A 21,759-nucleotide genomic window follows, 5' to 3' on the forward strand; every position below is an offset into this window, starting at 1 on the left:
GAAGACGGGGATAGACAGCAATGACCGACAATCTGGATCACGCAAACAACAACTCACTCTATAGCCAGGTAGGTGGTGAAACTGCTGTCCGGGCCGTGGTAACCGAATTCTACAACCGGGTGCTGGAAGACCCGGCCCTGGCGCCCTATTTCCGCCACAAACAGCGCAAGGGGCTGGAAGAATCCCAGGTCCGGTTTTTTACCCAGGCGCTGGGAGGCCCAACGATTTATCAGGGCCCGTCCATGGCCGACGCCCACAAGAACCTCCATATCACCGCCCGGAATTTTGACCGGGTGGCCGATCATCTTAACGAGACACTGGCATCGCTGGGCGTGGACTCCGCCCACATCGACGCCATCATGAATACCGTTGCGCCTTTGAAGGGGGACATCGTGAACGAGAACAGCATGGACACAACCAGCAGCAATTCGACAAACTCAAGCGATACCGTCCTTCGTGATGTGGATACCAGCAAGTCTGTCACCGACAGCCTGGAAGGCATCAAGGGCACCATGGCAAGTCTTCAGGCCAATGTGTTTGTGGCGGACACCAACCTCAATATCGTCTACATCAATCCCCGCGCTGCCGAAACCCTGTCAACCATTGCGCAGCCGATCTTCAAGACCTTTGGCGTTCGCATCGAAGATATCCTCAACGGCCATATTCACCGGTTTCACCGTGATCCCAAACGGGTGGAAAGCATTCTTCGTGACCCCAAGGCCATGCCCCATTCCGCGGACTTCAACTTCGGTGGCGTGACCTTGCGCACCCGTATCAATGCGGTAATGAGTGCGGAAGAAAAAATCATTGGTTACACCGTTTGCTGGGAAGATGTGACCACCGAGCTGCGTCAGGAAAACGAATTCCGCCGGGTGATGAACATGGTGGACCAGATGCCCACCAACGTTTTCCTGTGCGACCGTGACCTGCAGATCATCTATCTGAACCCGGCCGCCACCGCCACCATGGAAAAGCTGGAATCCTACCTGCCCATCAAGGCCAGCGAACTGCTGGGTGCCAACATTGATATTTTCCACAAGCATCCGGAACACCAACGGCGCATTCTTTCCGACCCCACCAACCTGCCTTACCGCGCCCGCATCAACATTGGCGAAGAAAAGGCTGATCTGCTGGTCAATGCCATCTACGACGCGGAAGGCAACTATGTGGGCCCCATGCTCACCTGGGAAATCATCACCGAGAAAGTGCTGCTGGAAGAGCGGATTCGCGGCACCGTGGAAGTGCTGGCCACCTCCTCCGAGGAAATGATTGCCACCAGTGACCAGATGGGGTCCAACGCCGGTGTCACCAGCAGCCAGGCCATCTCTGCCGTACGCACCGCCGAAGATATCAACGAGAACGTGCAGGCGGTGTCCAGTGGTATTGAAGAAATGGGCGCCAGCATCAAGGAAATCGCCAAGAACGCCACCGATGCGGCCCGCGTGGCCGATGAAGCGGTCAGCATCGCCGAAGGCACCAACACCACCATCAGCAGCCTGGGCACCAGCAGTGCGGAAATTGGCAAGGTGATCAAGGTGATTACCGGGATTGCGCAACAAACCAACCTGCTGGCACTCAACGCCACCATCGAAGCGGCCCGTGCCGGGGATGCCGGTCGCGGCTTTGCGGTGGTGGCCAACGAAGTGAAGGAACTGGCCAAGGAAACCGGCCGTGCCACCGAGGACATCGGCCAGAAGATCGAGGCCATCCAGGTGGATGTGAAAGGTGCCATCGAAGGCATTGCGCGCATCAGCGAAGTGATTCATCACATCAGCCAGGTACAGGGCTCCATTGCCTCCGCGGTGGAAGAGCAAACCATTACCACCAACGAAATGGGCCGGCGTGTCGCCGACGCCGCCAAGGGCACCAACGAAGTGGCCGGCAATATCGGCGGCGTGGCGGAAGCGGCGAAAAGCACCAACGCCGGGGTGGACAGCATGCGTCAGGCTGCCACCGACCTGGCCAAACTTGCCGCGGATCTGCAAACCCTAGTGGTGGATGCGGAACGCACCGGACGCGCCGATAACCAGAAATAATACGAGGCCAATCAGATGGCGAATACACACGCACTGGTCATTGATGACTCCCGGGCCATGCGCCTGATTCTGAGCGACCTGCTTCAGCAATTGGGCTACGAAATCTCGGAAGCCGGTGATGGCCAAGAGGCCATGGCCCGGCTGGAAGGGGGTGACACCCTTCCCACCCTGGCCCTGGTGGACTGGAATATGCCGGTCATGAACGGCCTGGAATTTATCCGCGCCGTGCGGCAGCAGCCTTGCTATAACGGGATGAAATTACTGGTAGTGACCAGTGAGGCGGAAGTGAGCCAGATGGTCGAAGCCCTCACCGCCGGCGCCGATGAATACCTGATGAAACCGTTTTCCTCGGAGGCACTGGCCTGCAAGCTGGAAATGATGGGCCTGCAACGGACAGAGAGAGCATGAGCACCATCCGTGTCTTTCTGGTGGATGATACCGCCGCCGTGCGGCATATCCTCACCCAGATCCTCGAGGAAGACCCGGACATCGTTGTGGTGGGCACCGCTGCCGATGGACGCCAGGGACTTGATCGATTGCATCGCGTGGAAGCGGATCTGCTGATTCTGGATGTGGAAATGCCCGGTATGGGCGGCCTGGAAATGCTCAAGGAACTGAAGGTCAGCCGTCCGGAACTGCCAGTGCTGGTGTTCAGTTCCATTACCGAGCGCGGCGCCATGGTAACCATAGAGGCCCTGTCCCTGGGTGCCAGCGACTATGTGCCCAAACCCGCCATGGTGGGCACCGCCGCCGAGGCCAGGGACTACATCAAGAACAGCCTGCTGGGAAAAATCAAAACCCTGCTGCAACGTTACAACAAGCCATCTGTGGCATACGCTGAACCTGCCAAAACGCCCCGTCCGGTTGCCTCACAACTCCCCCATCAACGTATCCCCTCCCGGGTGGACCTGGTGGTGATCGGCGCGTCCATGGGCGGACCAAGCGCCTTGGGTCAGCTGATCCCGTCACTGCCCGGCGACTTTCCGGTTCCCATTCTGGTGGTGCAACACATGCCGGCGGTATTCACCCGTGCCCTGGCCACTCGTCTGAACCAGAACGCCGCGCTGAATGTGGCTGAGTGCGACAGCAGGCAACGCGCCGAGCCCGGTCAGGTATGGCTGGCCGCAGGCGACTACCATATGACCGTGGATAAACAGGGCGACAACACACTGATTGCCCCACTGCGCAGTGAGCCGGTGAACTTCTGTCGCCCTGCTGTGGACATTCTCTTTTCCAGCGCCGCCAGGCATTTTGGTTCCAATGTCCTGGCCGTGGTGCTGACCGGCATGGGTCAGGACGGCCTGGACGGTTGCCGCCAACTGGCCAGGGCCGGTGCCCAGATAGTGGTGCAGGACCAGGCATCCAGCGCGGTATGGGGCATGCCCGGAGTCGTATCAAGAGCCGGGCTTGCCTGCGCTGAGCTCCCCTTGCAGGACATGTCGACGGAAATCATGCGACGGGTTAACCGTGGCCGCCCCACCTTCCGCGCGCGACAGCGTGCCGCCATGAACCCCGAGGCACAGGGATGAGCTGTATCAGCGAAAACAGCTATCTCACTCTCTGCGCCCTACTCTCTGATCAGATCGCGCTCAGCCTGCCAGCGGACAAGGTGTACCTGGCAGAGGCCAGGCTGCAGAATCTGGCCAGCCAGCACACCCGGGGGGACATCAATGCGCTCATAGAGAAGGCCTCCACCGTGGCTGAGGATGCACTGCGCACCGAGCTGGTAGAAGCCATGGCAATCAATGAGACGTATTTTTTCCGCGACCCGATTCTCAGCGAGAGTTTCCTGGACACCATGATCCCCACCCTGCTGGATAAACGGCGGGCGGACAAAACCCTGCGCATCTGGAGCGCCGCCTGCAGCACCGGCCAGGAGATCTACAGCGTTGCCATGTTGCTGGACCAGCATTTTCCACAATTGAGAAACTGGCAGGTCACCCTGATCGCCAGTGATTTCTCCCAGTCCGCATTGAGCAAGGCAAAACAGGGCTGCTATGGCCTTAACGAAATGAACCGCGGCTTGCCCGCGCGCAACATGGCGCTTTATTTCGAGCAACAGGGATTGGACTGGCAGATAAAAACCGAGATCCGCGAACGCATTCGCTTTGAAAAAATCAATTTGATCCGGGAATGGCCAGAGGAACTGCCGTTATTTGACATCGTGCTGCTGCGCAACGTGCTGCTTTATTTTTCCATGGACGATCGCCTGCGAGTACTTCGCCGGGTACGCGAACAGACAGTCAGTGACGGCTACCTGCTCCTCGGCGCCACCGAGAGCCTGGAAAAATCCGCCGGCTTCATTCCGGCCATTCCCCGCAGCCATCGTCCTTTTTTCCAACCTGTTTGAGGGTGCACCTATGGAAATGTCATCGCAACCCGCCATGCTGTCACAGAAAATTGCCCGCATCGGAGCCAATGTGCTCAGCGATTTCCTGAACATTCCGGTTCGGGCCCAGAGCGGCCCTCCTCCCACCGTGCAACATGGCGCGGAGGTTGCGATTTCGGGGAAATGGAAAGGCAGCGTGACCGTCTGCACCTGCGACGCTCTGGGCCCGCGAATCGCAGCCCGGATGTTCCGAAAAGAGGATGACGCCGTCACCGGCGAAGATATCATCGACGCCCTCACGGAATTGACCAACATCATCGCCGGTAACATCAAGGCTATCCTGCCCGGCCCCAGCCAGTTATCGCTGCCTGTGCCACTGGCAGTACTGCCCGGCGAGCATCGCAACAATGTGGACGTAACGTTATTCGATGATCGTCAGGGGATGCTGCGGATCAGCCTGCAGCCGGCGGAGCATTGAGGCCTTTCATGTAGGAGCTATGCTTGCATGGCGAACCGCGCTTGCGCGGGAATCGTCCGTAGGGCGATCAGGACTATCAGTGCTCGACAGCTTCCAGAAAACACTGCGGACAGACTTTGATCTTTGCCGCCTCGCTACGCTCGGTTCGCCATGCGAGCATCGGTATTCGCTTCGCTCACCCTTCGGGCCGCACAGAACTACGTGCGTTACTCCGCTACGCTCCGTTCCTACAGCGGCTTCGTAGAAATCCAGAGAACCGCTCACTCGTTCCTTATACAACAAGTGTAGCTCGCCTCAGACAGGCTCGCCCGCCGGGCCGGTACTGCTGGAGCGCAACCGGAACGTGCCCTCGCCCATGGCCAGTAGCTGCCCCTTCTGATCGAACACTTCCATGGTGCTGTTATAGATCCTGGAGCCACCGGCACGTCGCGTGCCGATGGCGCGGATCAACCCTTCACCGGCCTGGCCGGTAAAGGTATTGGTCATGGAGAGTGTCACCGCTTTGCGAATACGGGCAGGATCAGCACAGTAGGTCCCCGCGCAGGCACCGGCCACATCCATCAATGTGGCCAGCACACCACCGTGAATCACGCCACCCAGGTTCAGGTGTTCCGGACGGACCTGAAGCCCCAACACTGCCCGGCCGTCTTCCCATTCCAGAAAATGAAACCCGACCAGGGCGGGGAAACCCATATTGAAACGTGCATTGGCGTCTTCCATGGAAAACGCGGATGGCGGTACTTCTGCCATGGCTTGTCCTCGACAGAGACAGGAATCAGGCCCGCCCCTGTACCATCTGTTCCACTTGGGCCACCACATCCTTGAGTCGTGGTCCCAGGTTTTCAATCAGGGTGCGGCGGCTGAGGCGCAGTGACGAACCGCCACAATTGAAAGGCACCACCTGGGCACCGCCGTCCAGGATCAGCGGTACGGCAACGCCGCTCACATCCCGGTTCCACTCGCCATCGGAAATGCAGAAGCCGTACTCCTGATACTCCTCATAGGCAGACTGCAGGCTGCGCTCCAGCTCCGGCCAGGCCGCCGGGTCCTGACGGCGAATCTGTTCGTAATATTGTTCCCGCTCGGCTTCCGGGGTGGCCGCCAGAAAGGCCCGGCCCAGGGCCGAGGTGGCCATGGGCACACGGGAGCCGATATTCAGCCGCAGCACCAGGGGACCGTTACCCTGGCATACCTGAATGTAGGTCACCTGGGCACCATCCGGCGCTCCGATGGCCACCATGCAGTCGGTGGCATCGGCCAACTCCTGCATAAAGGGCCGGGCCAGTTCCCGCACGCCTTCGCTGGCCAGATAACGGTACCCCAGATCCAGTACCCCGGGGCCCAGCCGGTATTTCTCCAGCTGTGGCACATAGCGCAGGTAACCGAGCTGTGTCAGGGTGGCGGTCATGCGCGAGACGGTTGGGCGGGGAATATTGGTGCGCTTGGCCAGTTCCGCATTGCCCAGGTATTCGTCAGCGGGTCCGAAACAGCGAAGAATATCCAGCCCCCGCGCCAGGGCGGTGACGAAATTCCGGTCTTTGTCGTTAGTACCCACGTCGGCAACAGCTCTGCGCATGGTTGTTTTTCCTTTCAGGCTTCGGGATCGGGAATCCTTCCCCGGTATAACGGGCATAGATTCCACTTATAGTTGTTTATTCACCGCGCAAATATAGCAAAAAGCGGTTTCACCTGCATAAGCCAGTGTTGGCCACGAGAGAACGCCTGAAGCACAATGATTTTGTGTTTCAGCCAGATCCACCTTGTCACGGGATTGGCCAAGTGGTCAATATTTTAAAACTTCGTTCCATTATTGTATTGTGGCACGTCTGACTCAAATCAGTCACCAACAAAAGGATACCCCCATGGGCTCGCTGCAACAGTTCTATATCAATGGCCATTGGGTCGCCCCTGCCGATGGCGCCGGCAGCCACACCGTGATTAACCCGGCCACGGAGAAATCATTGGGAGAGCTGGCCATGGGTGGCGCGGCGGATATCGATGCCGCCATCAGCGCCGCGGCCGCAGCCTTTCCGGCATTCAGCGCCGAACCCCTGGAAACCCGCCTGGGATACCTGGAACGCATTGCTGAAGGCTACCAGGCGCGGCTGGAAGACATCGCCCAGGCCATCAGCCAGGAGATGGGCGCCCCCATTAGCCTGGCCCGCAAGGTGCAGGCCCCCATGGGACTGGGTCATCTGAAAACGACCCTGGCCGTGGCGCGGGACTTCCCTTTTGAGGAGCAGCTTGGCCAAGCGCAGATCCGACGGGCCGCTGCCGGCGTCTGCGCCCTGATCACCCCCTGGAACTGGCCCATGAACCAGGTCATGTGCAAGGTGGCCCCGGCCATCGCCGCGGGCTGCACCATGGTGCTCAAGCCCAGCGAATTTGCCCCCCTCTCGGCACAGATTCTGGCGGAAATCATGGACGAGGCCGGCCTGCCAGCCGGGGTGTTCAATATGGTTCATGGCGATGGCGCCCAGGTCGGCCCCATGCTGTCCAGTGATCCGCGTATTGATGTGGTCTCCCTGACCGGATCCACCCGGGCCGGTGAGTCTGTCAGCCGCGAAGCCGCCGCCACCATCAAGCGGGTATCCCTGGAGCTGGGTGGCAAATCCGCCAATATCCTGTTGCCGGGCTGCGATCTGCAAAAAGCGGTGACCCATGGGGTGCGGGCCATGATGAACAACACCGGGCAAAGCTGTAACGCCCCCTCCCGAATGCTGGTCCCCGCCGACCGGTTAGCCGAGGCTGAAGCCATTGCCGCCCAGGCCTGCGACAGTATTGTGGTGGGCGATCCGCAGAACGAGGATACCGTCATCGGCCCCATCGCCAACGGCCGTCAGTACCAGCGGGTGCAATCCATGATCGAGACAGGCCTCCAGGAAGGAGCAACATTGGTAGCCGGTGGCACCGGCAAACCGGCGGGCATGGAAGCCGGCTATTTCGCCCGCCCTACGGTCTTCAGCCAGGTCAGCAACACCATGACCATTGGCCGCGAGGAAATCTTCGGCCCGGTGCTGGTGATGATCCCCTACCAGGACGTGGACGAGGCGGTGGCCATTGCCAACGACTCGGACTATGGCCTGTCCGGTTATGTGTACGGAGAAGACAGTGACGCCCGGGCGGTGGCAGCCCGCTTGCGTACCGGCATGGTGCATATCAATGGCGCCGGCCCGGATCTGCAGGGCGCCTTTGGTGGCTTCAAGCAATCCGGCAATGGCCGCGAATGGGGCCGCTTCGGGCTGGAGGAGTTTCTGGAGACCCAGTCATTGTTCCTCCCTCACTGATAGAACCTCTTCACCTGTCATTTACGGACACAAAAAGACCTCTTTTGTGTACTGGCACTAGCGCCCCGGCCGGGGCGCGAAAGTGCCATTTACCTGTTGTGCTGTAACCCTGAGTATCGTGACATTCTTTAATGTCACAGTTTGACATCCACCGGTAATAACCGGTCGGGACCAGGAGGACACATGACAACAACAGCATCCAGCAACATCAAGGCCGGTCAGCAGAGCGCTCAGAAAATGCCGTTGGGCGCCACCGTGAACATTCCGCCCCGTCGTCTGGACTTCCAGTTCGACGACAAAACCACGGCGCGGTATTTCTATGACAATGACCCCTTCCTGAGCGCATTCTGGCTGAGCTTGTCTGCCCTGTTCCCGGAAGGCGAAGCCTTTTTCGTGGATTCCGTGCGCCACTATCGCAAGGACATCACCGATCCCAAACTGAAAGCCCAGGTGGCTGGCTTCATCGGCCAGGAAGCCATGCACAGTAAAGAGCATGAAGCCTGGAACGAAATGGGTGTGAAATTCGGTTACCCCACCGACAAACTGGACAAGACCCTGGGCAAGCTGCTCGGTCTGGTGCAGAAACGCACGCCGAAAATCTTCCAGCTGGCCGCCACGGTCTGTCTGGAGCATTACACCGCCATCATTGCCGAGCAGCTGCTGCGGGAGCCGGAACACCAGGCCCGCATTCTCGACGACGCCACTGCCAAGCTGTGGCTGTGGCACGCGCTGGAAGAGAACGAGCACAAGACCGTGGCCTATGACGTGTACGAAAAAGTCAGTGGCAACTATGCCATCCGCGCCGGTGCCATGATTCCCACTACCGTGATCTTCTTCGCGGTACTGGCTGCCTTCCAGGCACGCATGCTGGCCTCCGATGGTCGCCTGCTGAACGTCAAGAACAACTGGAACGGCATCAAGTTCCTGTTCGGACGCAAGGGGCTGTTCACCAAGCTGGCGCCCCAGTACCTGGACTTCTTCAAGCGCGATTTCCACCCGTCCCAGCATGACACCGACGCCCTGCTGGACGAGTGGCGGGAAAAACTCTTCGGCGACCAGGGCCTGCTCACCGAGCAACACGCCCAGGCCAGCCAGCGCAAGGGCAAGAAGAAAGCCCACTGATCGCGTCTGTTTCTCTCCTTCCAGGGCCGCTTTATGCGGCCCTTTTTTATTGCACGCTTTATGCTCCACGGAACATGTAGGCTCAGTTCACTCTACTATCCACCCAGCTATTTCTGTGCTTCTTCACTTGCTTCCACGACAGTGTCCTGTAGAACAGTAGCAACCCTGGGATGAGATTCATGAAGCGTCGTTATTTAACCGTTTTCCTGCTGCTGCCTCCGCTTTCACTGCTTGCCGATCCGGTCACTCTTGAGCCGGTGACCGTCACCAGCACCCGTATGGAAAGGCCCCTGGCCGACACACCCGCCGCCGTAACGGTCGTCAATGCCGACAGCAATCTGCGGGGCCAGACCCGTCTGCAACTGGATGAAAGCCTCAACCGGGTTCCGGGCCTTTATCTGCAGAACCGTTACAACTTCGCCCAGGGCTTGCGCCTGTCATCACGGGGTTTTGGTTCCCGTGCCCCTTTCGGGGTCAGGGGGCTGCGTCTGAATGTGGACGGTTTCCCGGAGATCCTGCCGGACGGTCAGTCGCAACTGGACAGCATCGATCTGTTTGCAGTGGAACGACTAACTGTATTGCGTGGCCCCAGCTCCCTGTTCTACGGCAACGCCACCGGTGGCGTGGTGGACATCGACACCCGATCCGGAAAAACCCGCAGCGATGCCGCCAGCGTATCCATGATCGGTGGCAGCCACGGGCTGACACAAGCCAATGTGCAGACCCGCGGCCGCCATGGCCCGGGCCATCACGCTCTCAGCCTGACTGCGCTGGATTACCGCGGCTTTCGTGAACAAAGTGAAGTGCGCAAATACCAGTTCACCGGCCAGGCAGGCTGGGATCTTGCCGACACCCGCTCAATGACGCTCTTCCTTACCGCCATGGATACCCCCGTTGCCCAGGACCCGGGGGGGCTGACCCGACAACAGGCTCACCAGGACCGGCGACAAGCCAGCTCCTTTGCTACCCGGCTGGATGCAGGCCAGCAGGTCGACCAGCAGCGTCTCGGGCTGCATTACCGCGATGAAGCCTTCGCCAATGGGTTGCTCAATGCCCGCGCCTTTGTCAGCCAGCGGGACTTCCGCCAGCAACTGCCCTTTCCCGGCAGCAGCCTGATCGATTACCAACGACGTTTTTACGGCGCCCGCCTGGATTACACCCTGCCCTTCACCATATTGGCACGCCCCCATCGGCTACTGCTCGGTGTGGACCTGGATCGCCAGGAAGATGACCGTGGCCGCCGTGCGGTCAGTGCCACCGGCAACATCACTGCGGTGACCGCCGACGAAGACCAGCACGCCAGCGCCGGGGGGATCTTCCTGCAACTGGACAGCCATCTGTCCGACCATCTGATGTTCACGGTCGGTGGCCGGGCGGACCGGCTGCGCATGACCATCGACGATGCATTACTGACTGATGGCAACGACAGTGGTCGCCGGGAGTTTGAAGAACACAGCTACAGTGCCGGGCTGAGCTGGCAAGTCGGCCCCGCCCACACGCTCTACACCACAATCAGTTCTGCCTTCGAAAGCCCCACCTTCACTGAGCTGGCCAACCCTTCAGGAAGCGGTGGCTTCAATCCGGACCTGGAGCCCCAAACCGCACTCAACCGGGAAGTGGGTGCCCGTGGCACACTCGGTGAACGGCTCTTTTATGAGGCGGCACTGTTCCGGGTGGACGTGGAGGACGAAATCACCCCCTACCAGATCGACGGCCGCACCTTTTACCAGAATGCCGGAAAGACTCGCCGCGATGGCCTGGAGCTGGGGCTGGAACATGCCACCACCGACCGGTTGACCCTGTCTCTGTCCTGGACCTGGTCCGACTTCCGTTTCCAGGAATTTTTCGACACCCAGCAGAATGTGGATGTGAGCGGCAACCGGTTACCTGGCATCCCGCAACATCAGCTGTTTGCAAAGGTTGACTGGCAGGCGGAAAGCGGCCTGTTTGCATCAGTAGAGTCGATACTGGGCAGCCACCGCTATGCGGAAAACACCAATCGCACCCGGGTCGGCAGCCAGGTCCTGGTGAACCTGCGGGGCGGCAAGGCATGGAAACTGAACCAACAAACGCTGACCCTGTTTGCCGGCATCAACAACTTGTTGGACCGTGACTACTACAGCAACCTGCGCATCAACGCCAACAGCGACCGGCCAGTAGAAAACCGCGGCTACTTCGAACCCGGCCCGGGCACAACCTATTACTCTGGCATCACGCTGGATTGGTAACTCCCGTTCTTGCGGGAGCTAGACGTGTATGGCACATCATGGGGTGTATCGACCGCCAAGGTCTGGGTAAAACGTAGGGTGCACTGAGCCTAGGGCGAACTGCACCATCAAACGCCGGATCGGTGCAGTTCGCCCTAGGCTCAGCGCACCCACGTGCTGAAAAAACACCGGTGCTTGCGAACATAAAAAAGCCCCGGTCACATTTGCACGACCGGGGCTTTGCCTTTCTTCTCGCCAACATCAATCAGAACGCAGACACACCACCATCCACAGCAATGGCCTGGCCATTCATGTAGCTGTTGGCCGGCGACAACATCATCAGCATGACGGTGACGATTTCCTCCGGCTCGCCCAGCCGCTTCATGGGGCAACCGGACGCCAGCATGGCGTGCATTGCAGCCTTGTCCTGGGATAGCTCCCCTTCATCCACCATGGGCGTATGGGTATAGAACGGGCAGATCGCATTGACACGGATATTGCGTTTCGCCATCTCCACGGCGGCGGTTTTGGTCAGGCCAATCACCGCATGCTTGGCAGCGGAATAGGCGCCGATTTTGGGTGCTCCCCCAAGCCCGGCCATGGAGCTTACGTTAACGATGCTGCCACCGTTTTCTTTCATGGCAGCAATCTGATGCTTCATACCGAACATCACCCCTTTCACATTCACGTTCACTTGCTGGTCCAGCACTTCCTCGGTGAGCTGATCGAAAGGAATAAAGCCATGGGCAATACCCGCATTGTTCACCGCCATATCCAGATGGCCAAACTGCGCCAGGGCCGTTTCCACCATGGCCTTGCAGTCCGCTTCGCTGGACACATCACAACGCAACGCCGCCACTTTGACACCCTGCTCCGCCAGCCCTTCGGCTTGCGCATTCAGGGCATCCATATTGATGTCCCCCAGCACCAGCGCGGCCCCACGCTTGCCCAGCTCTTCCGCCAGCAACTTGCCGAAGCCGCTGGCAGCGCCGGTGATCAGTGCCGTCTTGCCGGTAAAATCGAGGATTGGATCCATGAAAGATTCTCCTGATAATTAAGTCGCCACGGGCTATAAATTCAGCTCTCTCAGACTGGCCGTAGGAGCGTCGCTGGCGGCGCGATGTCAGACTCTGACCAAGCTTCCGGTTTTCTGGAGAAATCTGTCGAGCTCTGAAATGCCTGATCGCCCTTCGGTCGATTTCCGCGCTGCGCGCGGTTCGCGCCTCGAGAGGCGTTATTCGCTTCGCTCACCCCTTCGGGGCCGCCCTGCGTGCGTTACTCCGCTCCGCTACGTTCCTACAGCGGCTTTGTAGAAAGCCCGAATTGTGCTGGTAGCGATTAGATAGTCATCCCGCCATCCACCACGACGCATTCCCCGGTCACATAACTGGAGGCATCGGATACCAGGTACAGCACGGTGCCCGCCATCTCTTTCGGGTCGGCATGGCGGCGCATGGGGATCTGGCTGATGGCGGAATCGTAGATGTCCTCGTTGGTAAACAGGGCACCGGCAAACTTGGTTTTGGTCAGGCCCGGCAACAAGGCATTGACCCGGACGTTGAACTGGGCGCATTCCTGGGCGAAAGATTTGGTCATGCTGATCACCGCCGCCTTGGAAATGGAATAGACGCCCTGCATGTCACCCGGGGTCAGGCCGTTCACGGATGCCGTGTTCACGATGGCACCGCCACCGTGCTCACGCATGAGCTTGGCGCCTTCCACGGACATGTAGAAATAACCGCGCAGGTTCACGTCCACGGTCTTGTCGAAAGCCTCCACCGGGGTATCCAGGATGTGCCCGAAGTACGGGTTGGCGGCAGCGTTGTTGACCAGAATATCCAGTTTGCCGTGAACCTCACGGATATGGGAAAACACGGCTTCGATCTGCGCCATTTCCCCAATATGGCAGGCAAAGGCTTCGGCACTGCCACCGTCAGCCTTGATGGCATCGGCCACGGCCTGACAACCGTCGATCTTGCGGCTGGACACGATCACGTGGGCGCCCTGCTCCGCCAGCAATTTGGCAATCTCTTCGCCAATCCCCCGGCTGGCACCGGTGACCAGGGCAATCTTGCCCTCAAGGTTAAAAAGGGTGGTACTCATTACGACTCTCCCGATAAAAAGCGTCAAGCTACAAGCTGCAAGCTTCAACGCGAGCAGACCCTGTAGCCATTCGAAAAACGGAAAAACCGCGCCGCAACGTCAACGCGGTTTTCCTTGTAGCTTCAGGCTTGCAGCTTGAAGCTGCTTTACGCCCCTTCTTTGATGATCTGTACGGCCATGGACGCCAGTGGCTCGACCAGCGCGCCGACCTGAGCCGCTTCCTTGCTGGAGGCGTTGCCATCCACGGCCCGTTTCGCCACACCCTGGCAGATGGCAGCAAGACGGAAGAAACTGAAGGCCAGATAGAATTCCCAGTTGTCGATGCGGTCGATACCGCGGCGCTGGCAGTACTGGTCCACATACTCTTTTTCCGTGGGGATCCCCAGTGCCTTGCGATCCACACCCTGCAGGCCCGCCATCTTGGCGCCCCGCTGTGGCATTCGCATCCCCATGCACTGATAGGCCAGGTCCGCCAGCGGATGCCCCAACGTGGACAGTTCCCAATCCAGTACTGCGATGACTTTCGGCTCACTGGGATGCCACATCATGTTGTCGAGACGGTAGTCGCCGTGTACCAGTGACACCTGACCATCGTCCTCCGGCTGATTGGCCTGCAGCCAGGCGATCAGTTCGTCCATGGCCGGGATGTCCTGCAACTTGGACGCTTCGTACTGTTGGGTCCAGCGCCCCAGTTGTCGCTCGAAGTAGTTGCCGGGCTTGCCGTAATCCGCCAGGCCGACCTCGTCCAGATCGACACTGTGCAGGGCTGCCAGCACCCGGTTCATTTCCTGGTACATGGCTGCACGGGTAGCATTGCCCGCTTCGCCCTCGCCGGCTTCCGGCAAGGACGCGCCCCAAAGAATGCGTCCCTCACAGAATTCCATCACGTAGAACATGGAACCGATCACATCCCGGTCTTCGCACAGATGTAATACCTGCGGCACCGGGACGTCCGTATCTTTCAGGGCTGCCATGACACGGAACTCGCGATCCACCGCATGGGCAGACTTGAGCAACTTGCCCGGCGGTTGCCGGCGCAACACATAGGCGCCGGACGGCGTGGTGATCTTGAAGGTGGGGTTGGACTGGCCGCCGTCGAACTTGTCAGCCTCGATAGGCCCCTTGAAGCCATCAATATGCTGCTCGAGGTATGCGGCCAGTTTCTGTGTATCCAGCGTATCCACCTGGGACATGGAGCTCTCCTGTTTTTCTCTGTCTGCTGCGCAATAGGCAAAGCCCGGGGTGTCTTCACACCCCGGGCAAACACCGCTTCTCAGGCGAAATATTTGGCCAGATTACGGCCCAGTTGCATCATGTGCACCTGGTCCGGACCATCCGCCAGCCGTAGGGTACGGGCATAGCTGAAGAAGTTGACCAACGGTGTATCCTGGCTCAGCCCCACCGCACCGTGGACCTGAATCGCCCGATCAATCACATTTAACGCCATATTGGGCGCCACCACCTTGATCATAGCGATCAAATCCTTGGCGACTTTGTTACCTTCGCGATCCATGGTGTCCGCCGCCTTCAAGGTCATCAGCCGTGCCTGCTCGATTTCACACCAGGATTTGGCCAGGTCCTCACGCACGGAACCCTGCTTGCTCATGGGCTGACCGAACACCACGCGCTCGTTAACGCGCTTGGCCATCAGTTCAAACGCTTCCTGCGCGGCACCGATCAGGCGCATGCAATGGTGAATGCGGCCCGGGCCCAGGCGGCCCTGGGCAATTTCGAAACCACGGCCTTCACCCAGAATCATGTTTTCCTTGGGCACCCGTACATTCTCAAACACCACTTCCGCATGCCCTTCCGGCGCATCGTCGTAGCCGAACACCTTCATGGGGCGCACGATGTTGACCCCGGGGGTGTTGGTGGGCACCAGAATCTGGGATTGCTGTTGATGGCGGTTCGGGTTATCCGGGTCGGTCTTGCCCATCACGATCATGATCTCGCAGGTCTTGCGCATGGCACCGCTGATATAAAACTTGCGGCCATTGATCACGTAATCATCGCCGTCCCGCTCGATGCGGGTTTCGATATTGGTAGCATCGGACGACGCCACTTCCGGCTCGGTCATGGCAAAGGCACTGCGAATACGGCCTTCCAGCAGCGGTTGCAGCCAGTCTTTCTTCTGTTGCTCGTTACCGTACTTGGCCAGCACTTCCATGTTGCCGGTATCCGGCGCGGAACAGTTAAAGGCTTCCGAAGCGATACGGCTGCGGCCCATTTCCTCGGCCAGCGGTGCGTATTCCAGGTTACTCAAGCCGGCACTGTATTCCCCGTATTCCTTGGGCAGGAACAGGTTCCACAACCCTTTGGCGCGGGCTTTCTCTTTCAGCTCTTCCATCACCGGCGGCGTTTCCCACGGGCTTTTTTCCAGCTGTTCATGGTACAGGCCTTCCACCGGACGGATCTCGGTATCGATGAAATGGCGAACCTGGTTGATCAGGTCCTGCACTTTTTCCGTGTATTGAAAATCCATGTCGCTCTCCCTTGTCGCGTGTTCGTTTACAGTCTTGGTGCTGCGTAAAAAACGGAATTAAAAGTAGGTAATGGCCTCGAACCGATCCGGACGATCCAGATGCGGCACATTATTGAAACTGGCCATGCGCACTACCTTGTTATTGAAAAAACCGTGGCTGACGCTGCTGTTGCGAATCTGCAGGTTCAACTCCACTACGGTGTCATCGGCAGCATTCAGGGCATGCTTGAGAAACATGGCCATGGCACCGCCGGAACTGACGATGAGAATGCGATCTTTGTCGCTGTACTGTTGCTGGATATGGTGACGCGCCGCCAGCACCCGGTCGGAAAAATGTTGCCAGCTTTCCGGCAAATCGCCGCTCAGCTCATCCAGACGCCAATGCTTCATGGCCGTTTTCAGCGCCTTGTAGAACGCCGCCACCGGCGCGCCCTCCGCAGGGGCCTGTTCCGGGAACTGCGTCAGGTAGGCATCCACAATGGATTGAAAGTCGAATTCATTCAGCCCGGCATGAATATCTTCCGGCAGCGCCACGCCAAGGCCTTCGCAGATACCGGCACCGGTTTCCCGGTGGCGCACCAGATCGCCGGAAACCAGCGCATCGAAGCCCATGTCCCGTTCGGCAAAATACTCGCCAAGCCACCGGGCCTGCTGGTGGCCAAGCTCGGAGAGACGGTCATAGTTATCGGTGCCGAACGATGCCTGTCCGTGGCGGACAAGATAGAACTGGGCCATGTGGAATCCTTACAACGGGCAAGAGAGCAATTCGCAATGACCCCAGCCTAGTGCAGGCCCGCGAGTTAGTGAAATTGATATTTTGAATCTGGCAGAATGAATATGGTGCATGACGATTTAGCTATTATTCGAAATGCTGTTTCGATATCTTCGGTAGCTTCCCCACTTGCCGGAGACTTCCATGACCGATCTGACTCTCACCAGCGGCTGCGTCCAGGCCCGGGAACAGGGTGCCGTGCTGCATCTGGTGCTGGACCGGGCTGCCAAGCTCAACGCCATGACCGCCAGCATGTACCAGGACCTGACCCGAGGCGTCGAACATCTGGCCAAGCGGGACGATCTGCATGTGCTACTGCTCACCGGCAATGGTCGGGCCTGGTGTGCCGGCAACGATATCGGCGATTTTCTCAATGCGGACCCGGCCAGCCGGGATAGCGGCAAGCTCAGCCCCGCCATGGTGCTGGTTCACGCCCTGATGGCCCTGGACAAACCTGTGGTGATTGGCGTGCAGGGCAATGCCACCGGTATCGGCACCACCCTGCTGCTCCATGCGGACCTGGTGGTGGCCGCCGACGATGCCCGTTTTCAGACTGCCTTTATCAATCTGGGCCTGGTCCCGGAAGCCGGCTCCAGCCTGCTGCTTCCTGCCCTGATCGGTCGCCAGAATGCCAACCGCCTGCTGCTGGCCGGCGATACCCTGACAGCAGAGGAAGCGGAGCGCTGCAGTCTGGTCGCCTACCGGGTCACCCCTGACGAACTGGAGCCCACCGCCAAGGCTCTGGCCCAGCGACTGGCAGAGAAATCTCCACCAGCCATGGCCATGACCAAGCAACTACTGCGTCACAGCCATGAAGCCATCAAGACACAGATCGAAAAGGAAAGCGTGCTGTTTGCGGAGAGGATGTTCAGCGAGGATACGAGGGAGCGGTTCTCTAAATTCTTAAAAGGAAGTTGATAATTGACAGTTGAAAGTTGACAGCGAAAACCTTCGCGAGAATCTTTATATATAAACAGAAACGCCAGAGGCCGCGACCAAGTTATAGTCGCGGCCCCTAGCGTTAGAAACCAATCAACTTTCCCCGTGTAGCTGTCAACTGACAACTATCAACTGTTAACTATTTTTCATCACTCCCCGCAGCGCCACCAGCACCACTTCATCCACCACATCCTGCCGTTGTTCCGGCGTTTCCGAATCGCGGGGCTGGTACCAGTTGATCACCGAGTTCATGGCACCGAAGACCGGCTTGATGGACATCCTCGGACGCGCGGCACGCATGGTGCCATTGGCAATGCCTTCTTCCAGGACAGTCAGAAACAGATCTTCGCAACGCCGGCGGCGCTCCTGAAGACGCTCCAGCTGAACACGCTGGGCTTCCGTGGTGCTGCTGCGCAGCAACATCTGCACCGCTTCCGACACGGTACGCTGGTAGGGCTGGGTCCGGATCAGGGTGCGGACATAACAGCGGGCCATCTCGGTAAACCGTTCCGAAGCCGGCAAACCGGAACTCACCACCGGTTCCAGCTCTTCAAAAAGCGCGTCCATGGCACGATGGTGGATCTCGAAGAATAGCTGCGCCTTGGAATCAAAGTAGTGATAGACCATGCCCTTGGTGGCAGAAAGTCGCCGGGCAATGTCGTCAATACTGGTGGCATTGAAGCCCCGCTCCATAAAGCACAGGGCCGCCGCGTCAAGAATGGCATCGCGGGGGTCGGTCAGCAGGGCGTCGCTTTGTTCTGGCATGGTGCTCCTCAATCACGGTGCAGACCCGTTTAAGGGGAAAATAGTGACATAACCGACGCGCCCCACCATTGACCCTCCCGCACCCCAGTGACGGAATTCTCGCCCTTCATGCCGTTTTTCACCCTTTACGGCCAGTTACGCCACTCCCATACTCCCGATCTTAAAACAATATTCTGAAAAGATAGCGCAGCCGCGCCCTAACAGGGAGAGCCCATGAGCAGATCGCAGATCACTATTGAAGCCCTGCAAGCCAAGACCGGTGAAGTGCTGGGTGTGTCCCAGTGGCGAACCGTGGACCAGCCAAGAATCGACGGCTTTGCCGAGCTGACGGAAGATCCTCAATGGATTCACACGGATCCGGAGCGTGCCGCCAGGGAAAGCCCTTTCGGCACCACCATCGCCCACGGTTTTCTGTCCCTGTCACTGCTTTCCGCCATGGCCATGGATGTGCTGCCTGCCATCAAGGGCCAGGCCATGGGCATCAACTACGGTTTCGACAAGGTGCGTTTCATGAACCCGGTGCGCGAAGGCAGCAAGGTACGCGGCACCTTTACCCTGCTGGAAGTGAAGCAACGCTCAGAGAGCGAATGGCAACTGCGCCATGGTGTGACAGTGGAAATCGAAGGCCAGGACAAACCCGCCCTGATCGCCGAATGGCTGAGCCTGGCGATCGTACCTGCTTGATTTAACAGGCCGCTGTAGGAACGTAGCGCAGCGGAGTAACGACCGTAGGTCGGCCCGTAGGGTAAGCGAAGCGCATAACGTCGCTCGCGGCGCGATAACCGGGTTACCGGTATCGAGTTTTGAGTCGCGAGGAGCGAAAACCCTGTTGTCTGTGACTTTCGGAACTCGCTTCTCGTGACTCGCAACTATCCCGAATCGCGCCGCCAGCGACGCTCCTACAAATAGCATTTGATGTGAATTATCCGGAGAAAGAAGCATGACAATCCGTTTTGACAATCAGGTGGCCATCGTCACCGGGGCCGGCAACGGCCTGGGGAAATCTCACGCTCTGGAGCTGGCCCGTCTGGGGGCCAAAGTCGTGGTCAATGATTTCGGTGGTGCCCGTGATGGCAGCGGCGGCTCCACCGAGGCGGCCGAGCAGGTCGTCGCGGAAATCCAGGCCGCCGGCGGCGAGGCCATTGCCAACGGTGCCGATGTGTCCAGTCCGGAACAGGTGGACGCCATGGTGAAACAGGCCATGGATACCTGGGGGCGCATTGATGTGCTGATCAACAATGCCGGTATTTTGCGCGACAAGAGCTTTGTGAAAATGACCCAGGACGACTGGGACAAAGTCATCGCCGTGCATTTGACCGGCTCCGAAATCTGTACCCGCGCGGTCTGGCCGATCATGCGCGAACAGGGATATGGCCGTATCGTCATGACCACCTCAACCTCTGGCCTGTACGGTAACTTCGGTCAGGCCAACTACGGCGCCGCCAAGATGGCCGTGGCCGGCTTGATGAATACGCTTTGTATCGAAGGGGAAAAGTACAACATCAAGGTCAACTGCATTGCGCCCACCGCCGCCACTCGTATGACCGAAGATCTTATGCCCCCGGAAGTCCTGGCCATGCTGGAGCCAAAGGAAATCACCCCAGCGGTCCTGTTCCTGTGCAGTAACAAAGCACCGACCCACCGCATCGTACTGGCAGGTGCCGGCTGCTACGCCATGGTTCGCCTGATGGAAAGCGAAGGTGTCTATCTGGATGAAGACGAGCGAAATGTGGATGGCGTCGCCGCCCATTTCAAGCAGATCGGCAATATGGACAACGCCCGGGAAATTCTCGCCGGCGGTGACCATGTGACCAAAATTCTTACCAAAGCCGCCCAGGCCAAGGGCATCAAGCTGGGTTAAAGGACAGTAGCGAGTCACGGGTACCGAGTTTCGAAAAGCAAAACCGGGTTGCTAACATGTTCTGGTTTCGCCTTTCGAAACTCGGTACTCGTCACTCGCTTCTCACACACTTCAGGCTGCTGCACCCTCCCCCGCAGCAGCCCTTATCTGGACCAGGAGAGAACCATGAGCAGAGAAGCCGTCATCGTATCCACCGCCCGTACCCCCATAGGTAAAGCCTACCGGGGCGCCTTCAACGACACCCAGGCCCAGGCCCTGGGTGGCCATGCCATCAAGCACGCCGTGGAGCGCGCCGGCATCGACCCGGAAACCATCCAGGACGTGATCATGGGTGCCGCCCTGCAGCAGGGCAGCACCAGTGGCAACGTGGCCCGCCAGTGTGCCCTGCGTGCGGGTCTTCCCACCACGGTGTCCGGCATGTCCATGGACCGCCAGTGCGCCTCCGGCCTGATGGCCATCGCCACCGCCGCCAAGGAAATCATCGTCGACAACATGGATGTGACCGTGGCCGGCGGGCTGGAGTCCATTTCCCTGGTGCAGAACGACAAGATGAACACCTTCCGCGCCGCCGACCCTTGGCTGAAACAACACCGCCCGGACATCTACATGTCCATGCTGGAAACCGCCGAGATTGTGGCCGACCGCTACAACGTCTCCCGTGATGCCCAGGACGAGTACGCCTACCAATCCCAGATGCGCACCGCCGCTGCCCAGCAAGCCGGCAAGTTCGACGACGAGATCGTCCCCATGACCACCGTCATGAAGGTGATGAACAAGGAAACCAAAGAGATTTCCGACCAGGAAGTTACCCTGAGCAAAGACGAAGGCAATCGCCCGCAAACCACCCTGGAAGGCCTGCAATCCCTGCAGCCTGTCTTCAAGGGTGGCCAGCAGGTTCAGGAAGGCGGCTTCATCACCGCCGGTAACGCTTCCCAGTTGTCTGACGGCGCCAGCGCCTGCGTGCTGATGGAAGCGAAGGAAGCCGAGCGACTGGGCCTGCAACCGCTGGGCGCTTATCGCGGCATGGCCGTGGCCGGCTGTGATCCTGACGAGATGGGTATCGGCCCGGTTTTCGCCGTACCCAAGTTGCTCAAGCGCTTTGGACTGACCATTGATGACATCGGTATCTGGGAACTGAATGAAGCCTTTGCCAGCCAGTGCCTGTACAGCCGCGACCGGCTGGGTATCGACCCGGAGAAATACAACGTGAATGGCGGCGCCATTTCCATCGGCCACCCCTACGGCATGTCCGGTGCCCGCATGACAGGCCACGCCCTGATCGAAGGCAAGCGCCGGGGTGTGAAATATGTGGTGGTGACCATGTGCATTGGCGGCGGCATGGGTGCCGCTGGCTTGTTCGAAGTGTTCTGATTGCTGT

At 59.1% G+C, this 21,759-nt stretch carries 20 protein-coding genes; 12 read left to right on the plus strand and 8 right to left on the minus strand.

Annotated elements, in window-relative coordinates; all coding sequences use genetic code 11:
• The first annotated feature begins 20 nt into the window (after nt 1-20).
• Genes C4S63_RS13965 through C4S63_RS13985 form a run of 5 tightly spaced genes read left to right on the plus strand, consistent with a single transcriptional unit; the run spans nt 21 to nt 4,843 of the window.
• Nucleotides 21-2,036 (plus strand): methyl-accepting chemotaxis protein, encoded by a 2,016-nt coding sequence (locus C4S63_RS13965; RefSeq protein ID WP_103917943.1) that lies wholly within the window; start codon nt 21-23, stop codon nt 2,034-2,036.
• A 15-nt stretch (nt 2,037-2,051) separates the two neighbouring features.
• Entirely contained in the window at nt 2,052-2,444 is a 393-nt protein-coding gene (locus C4S63_RS13970) for a response regulator (RefSeq protein WP_103917944.1), read from the plus strand.
• A complete protein-coding gene (locus C4S63_RS13975) occupies nt 2,441-3,565 on the plus strand; it encodes a chemotaxis response regulator protein-glutamate methylesterase (protein ID WP_103917945.1) in 1,125 nt (374 codons plus the stop codon). Before C4S63_RS13970 ends, C4S63_RS13975 begins: the two co-directional genes overlap by 4 nt.
• Nucleotides 3,562-4,386: a protein-glutamate O-methyltransferase CheR gene (locus C4S63_RS13980; protein ID WP_103917946.1), complete on the plus strand. Its 825-nt coding sequence runs from the start codon at nt 3,562-3,564 to the stop codon at nt 4,384-4,386. The genes C4S63_RS13975 and C4S63_RS13980 overlap by 4 nt, the downstream gene beginning before the upstream one ends.
• A gap of 10 nt (nt 4,387-4,396) precedes the next feature.
• The gene (locus C4S63_RS13985; protein WP_103917947.1) at nt 4,397-4,843 is read left to right on the plus strand and encodes a chemotaxis protein CheX; all 447 of its coding nucleotides are present in this window, start codon (nt 4,397-4,399) and stop codon (nt 4,841-4,843) included.
• A 294-nt stretch (nt 4,844-5,137) separates the two neighbouring features.
• Here the strand turns inward: C4S63_RS13985 and C4S63_RS13990 are convergent, their stop codons facing one another.
• On the minus strand, nt 5,138-5,593 hold the full coding sequence (locus C4S63_RS13990; protein WP_103917948.1) for a PaaI family thioesterase: 456 nt from the start codon (nt 5,591-5,593) through the stop codon (nt 5,138-5,140).
• A gap of 25 nt (nt 5,594-5,618) precedes the next feature.
• The gene (locus tag C4S63_RS13995) at nt 5,619-6,419 is read right to left on the minus strand and encodes an IclR family transcriptional regulator (RefSeq protein ID WP_062817947.1); all 801 of its coding nucleotides are present in this window, start codon (nt 6,417-6,419) and stop codon (nt 5,619-5,621) included.
• A gap of 286 nt (nt 6,420-6,705) precedes the next feature.
• Between C4S63_RS13995 and C4S63_RS14000 the strand changes: the two genes are divergently transcribed.
• The 3 genes from C4S63_RS14000 to C4S63_RS14010 all read left to right on the plus strand — a co-directional run bounded on the left by C4S63_RS14000 (nt 6,706) and on the right by C4S63_RS14010 (nt 11,480).
• The gene (locus tag C4S63_RS14000) at nt 6,706-8,130 is read left to right on the plus strand and encodes an aldehyde dehydrogenase family protein (RefSeq protein WP_103917949.1); all 1,425 of its coding nucleotides are present in this window, start codon (nt 6,706-6,708) and stop codon (nt 8,128-8,130) included.
• Nucleotides 8,131-8,313: 183 nt separating this feature from the next.
• Nucleotides 8,314-9,252 (plus strand): metal-dependent hydrolase, encoded by a 939-nt coding sequence (locus tag C4S63_RS14005; protein WP_062817949.1) that lies wholly within the window; start codon nt 8,314-8,316, stop codon nt 9,250-9,252.
• Nucleotides 9,253-9,431: 179 nt separating this feature from the next.
• Nucleotides 9,432-11,480 carry a TonB-dependent receptor gene (locus C4S63_RS14010; RefSeq protein ID WP_235000030.1) on the plus strand — a complete coding sequence of 683 codons (2,049 nt, stop codon included), beginning with the start codon at nt 9,432-9,434 and terminating at the stop codon, nt 11,478-11,480.
• A 244-nt stretch (nt 11,481-11,724) separates the two neighbouring features.
• On the opposite strand, the gene C4S63_RS14015 is transcribed toward C4S63_RS14010, so the two are convergent.
• The 5 genes from C4S63_RS14015 to C4S63_RS14035 form a co-directional block, all read right to left on the minus strand.
• The gene (locus tag C4S63_RS14015) at nt 11,725-12,495 is read right to left on the minus strand and encodes an SDR family NAD(P)-dependent oxidoreductase (RefSeq protein WP_103917951.1); all 771 of its coding nucleotides are present in this window, start codon (nt 12,493-12,495) and stop codon (nt 11,725-11,727) included.
• Between the two features lie 302 nt (nt 12,496-12,797).
• The gene (locus C4S63_RS14020) at nt 12,798-13,562 is read right to left on the minus strand and encodes an SDR family oxidoreductase (protein ID WP_103917952.1); all 765 of its coding nucleotides are present in this window, start codon (nt 13,560-13,562) and stop codon (nt 12,798-12,800) included.
• Nucleotides 13,563-13,708: 146 nt separating this feature from the next.
• On the minus strand, nt 13,709-14,755 hold the full coding sequence (locus tag C4S63_RS14025; RefSeq protein WP_103917953.1) for a phosphotransferase family protein: 1,047 nt from the start codon (nt 14,753-14,755) through the stop codon (nt 13,709-13,711).
• An 80-nt stretch (nt 14,756-14,835) separates the two neighbouring features.
• Nucleotides 14,836-16,044: an acyl-CoA dehydrogenase family protein gene (locus tag C4S63_RS14030; RefSeq protein WP_063508107.1), complete on the minus strand. Its 1,209-nt coding sequence runs from the start codon at nt 16,042-16,044 to the stop codon at nt 14,836-14,838.
• Nucleotides 16,045-16,101: 57 nt separating this feature from the next.
• Nucleotides 16,102-16,779 carry a histidine phosphatase family protein gene (locus C4S63_RS14035; RefSeq protein ID WP_063508108.1) on the minus strand — a complete coding sequence of 226 codons (678 nt, stop codon included), beginning with the start codon at nt 16,777-16,779 and terminating at the stop codon, nt 16,102-16,104.
• Nucleotides 16,780-16,960: 181 nt separating this feature from the next.
• Between C4S63_RS14035 and C4S63_RS14040 the strand changes: the two genes are divergently transcribed.
• A complete protein-coding gene (locus C4S63_RS14040) occupies nt 16,961-17,734 on the plus strand; it encodes an enoyl-CoA hydratase/isomerase family protein (protein ID WP_103917954.1) in 774 nt (257 codons plus the stop codon).
• A 156-nt stretch (nt 17,735-17,890) separates the two neighbouring features.
• Here the strand turns inward: C4S63_RS14040 and C4S63_RS14045 are convergent, their stop codons facing one another.
• Nucleotides 17,891-18,520, minus strand: a complete 630-nt coding sequence (locus C4S63_RS14045) for a TetR/AcrR family transcriptional regulator (protein ID WP_103917955.1) — start codon at nt 18,518-18,520, stop codon at nt 17,891-17,893.
• A gap of 213 nt (nt 18,521-18,733) precedes the next feature.
• On the opposite strand from C4S63_RS14045, the gene C4S63_RS14050 reads away from it, so the two are divergent.
• The 3 genes from C4S63_RS14050 to C4S63_RS14060 all read left to right on the plus strand — a co-directional run bounded on the left by C4S63_RS14050 (nt 18,734) and on the right by C4S63_RS14060 (nt 21,752).
• A complete protein-coding gene (locus C4S63_RS14050) occupies nt 18,734-19,204 on the plus strand; it encodes a MaoC family dehydratase (RefSeq protein WP_063508110.1) in 471 nt (156 codons plus the stop codon).
• A 256-nt stretch (nt 19,205-19,460) separates the two neighbouring features.
• Complete coding sequence (locus C4S63_RS14055; protein ID WP_103917956.1) at nt 19,461-20,381, plus strand: SDR family oxidoreductase; 921 nt, start codon at nt 19,461-19,463, stop codon at nt 20,379-20,381.
• Nucleotides 20,382-20,546: 165 nt separating this feature from the next.
• Nucleotides 20,547-21,752, plus strand: coding sequence for an acetyl-CoA C-acyltransferase (locus C4S63_RS14060; RefSeq protein WP_103917957.1), 1,206 nt, complete (start codon nt 20,547-20,549; stop codon nt 21,750-21,752).
• Nucleotides 21,753-21,759 lie beyond the last annotated feature (7 nt).

Origin of the sequence: Alcanivorax sp. DSM 26293 (genome assembly GCF_900107995.1) — a bacterium.
In the GTDB taxonomy this organism is placed as follows: Bacteria; Pseudomonadota; Gammaproteobacteria; order Pseudomonadales; family Alcanivoracaceae; genus Alcanivorax.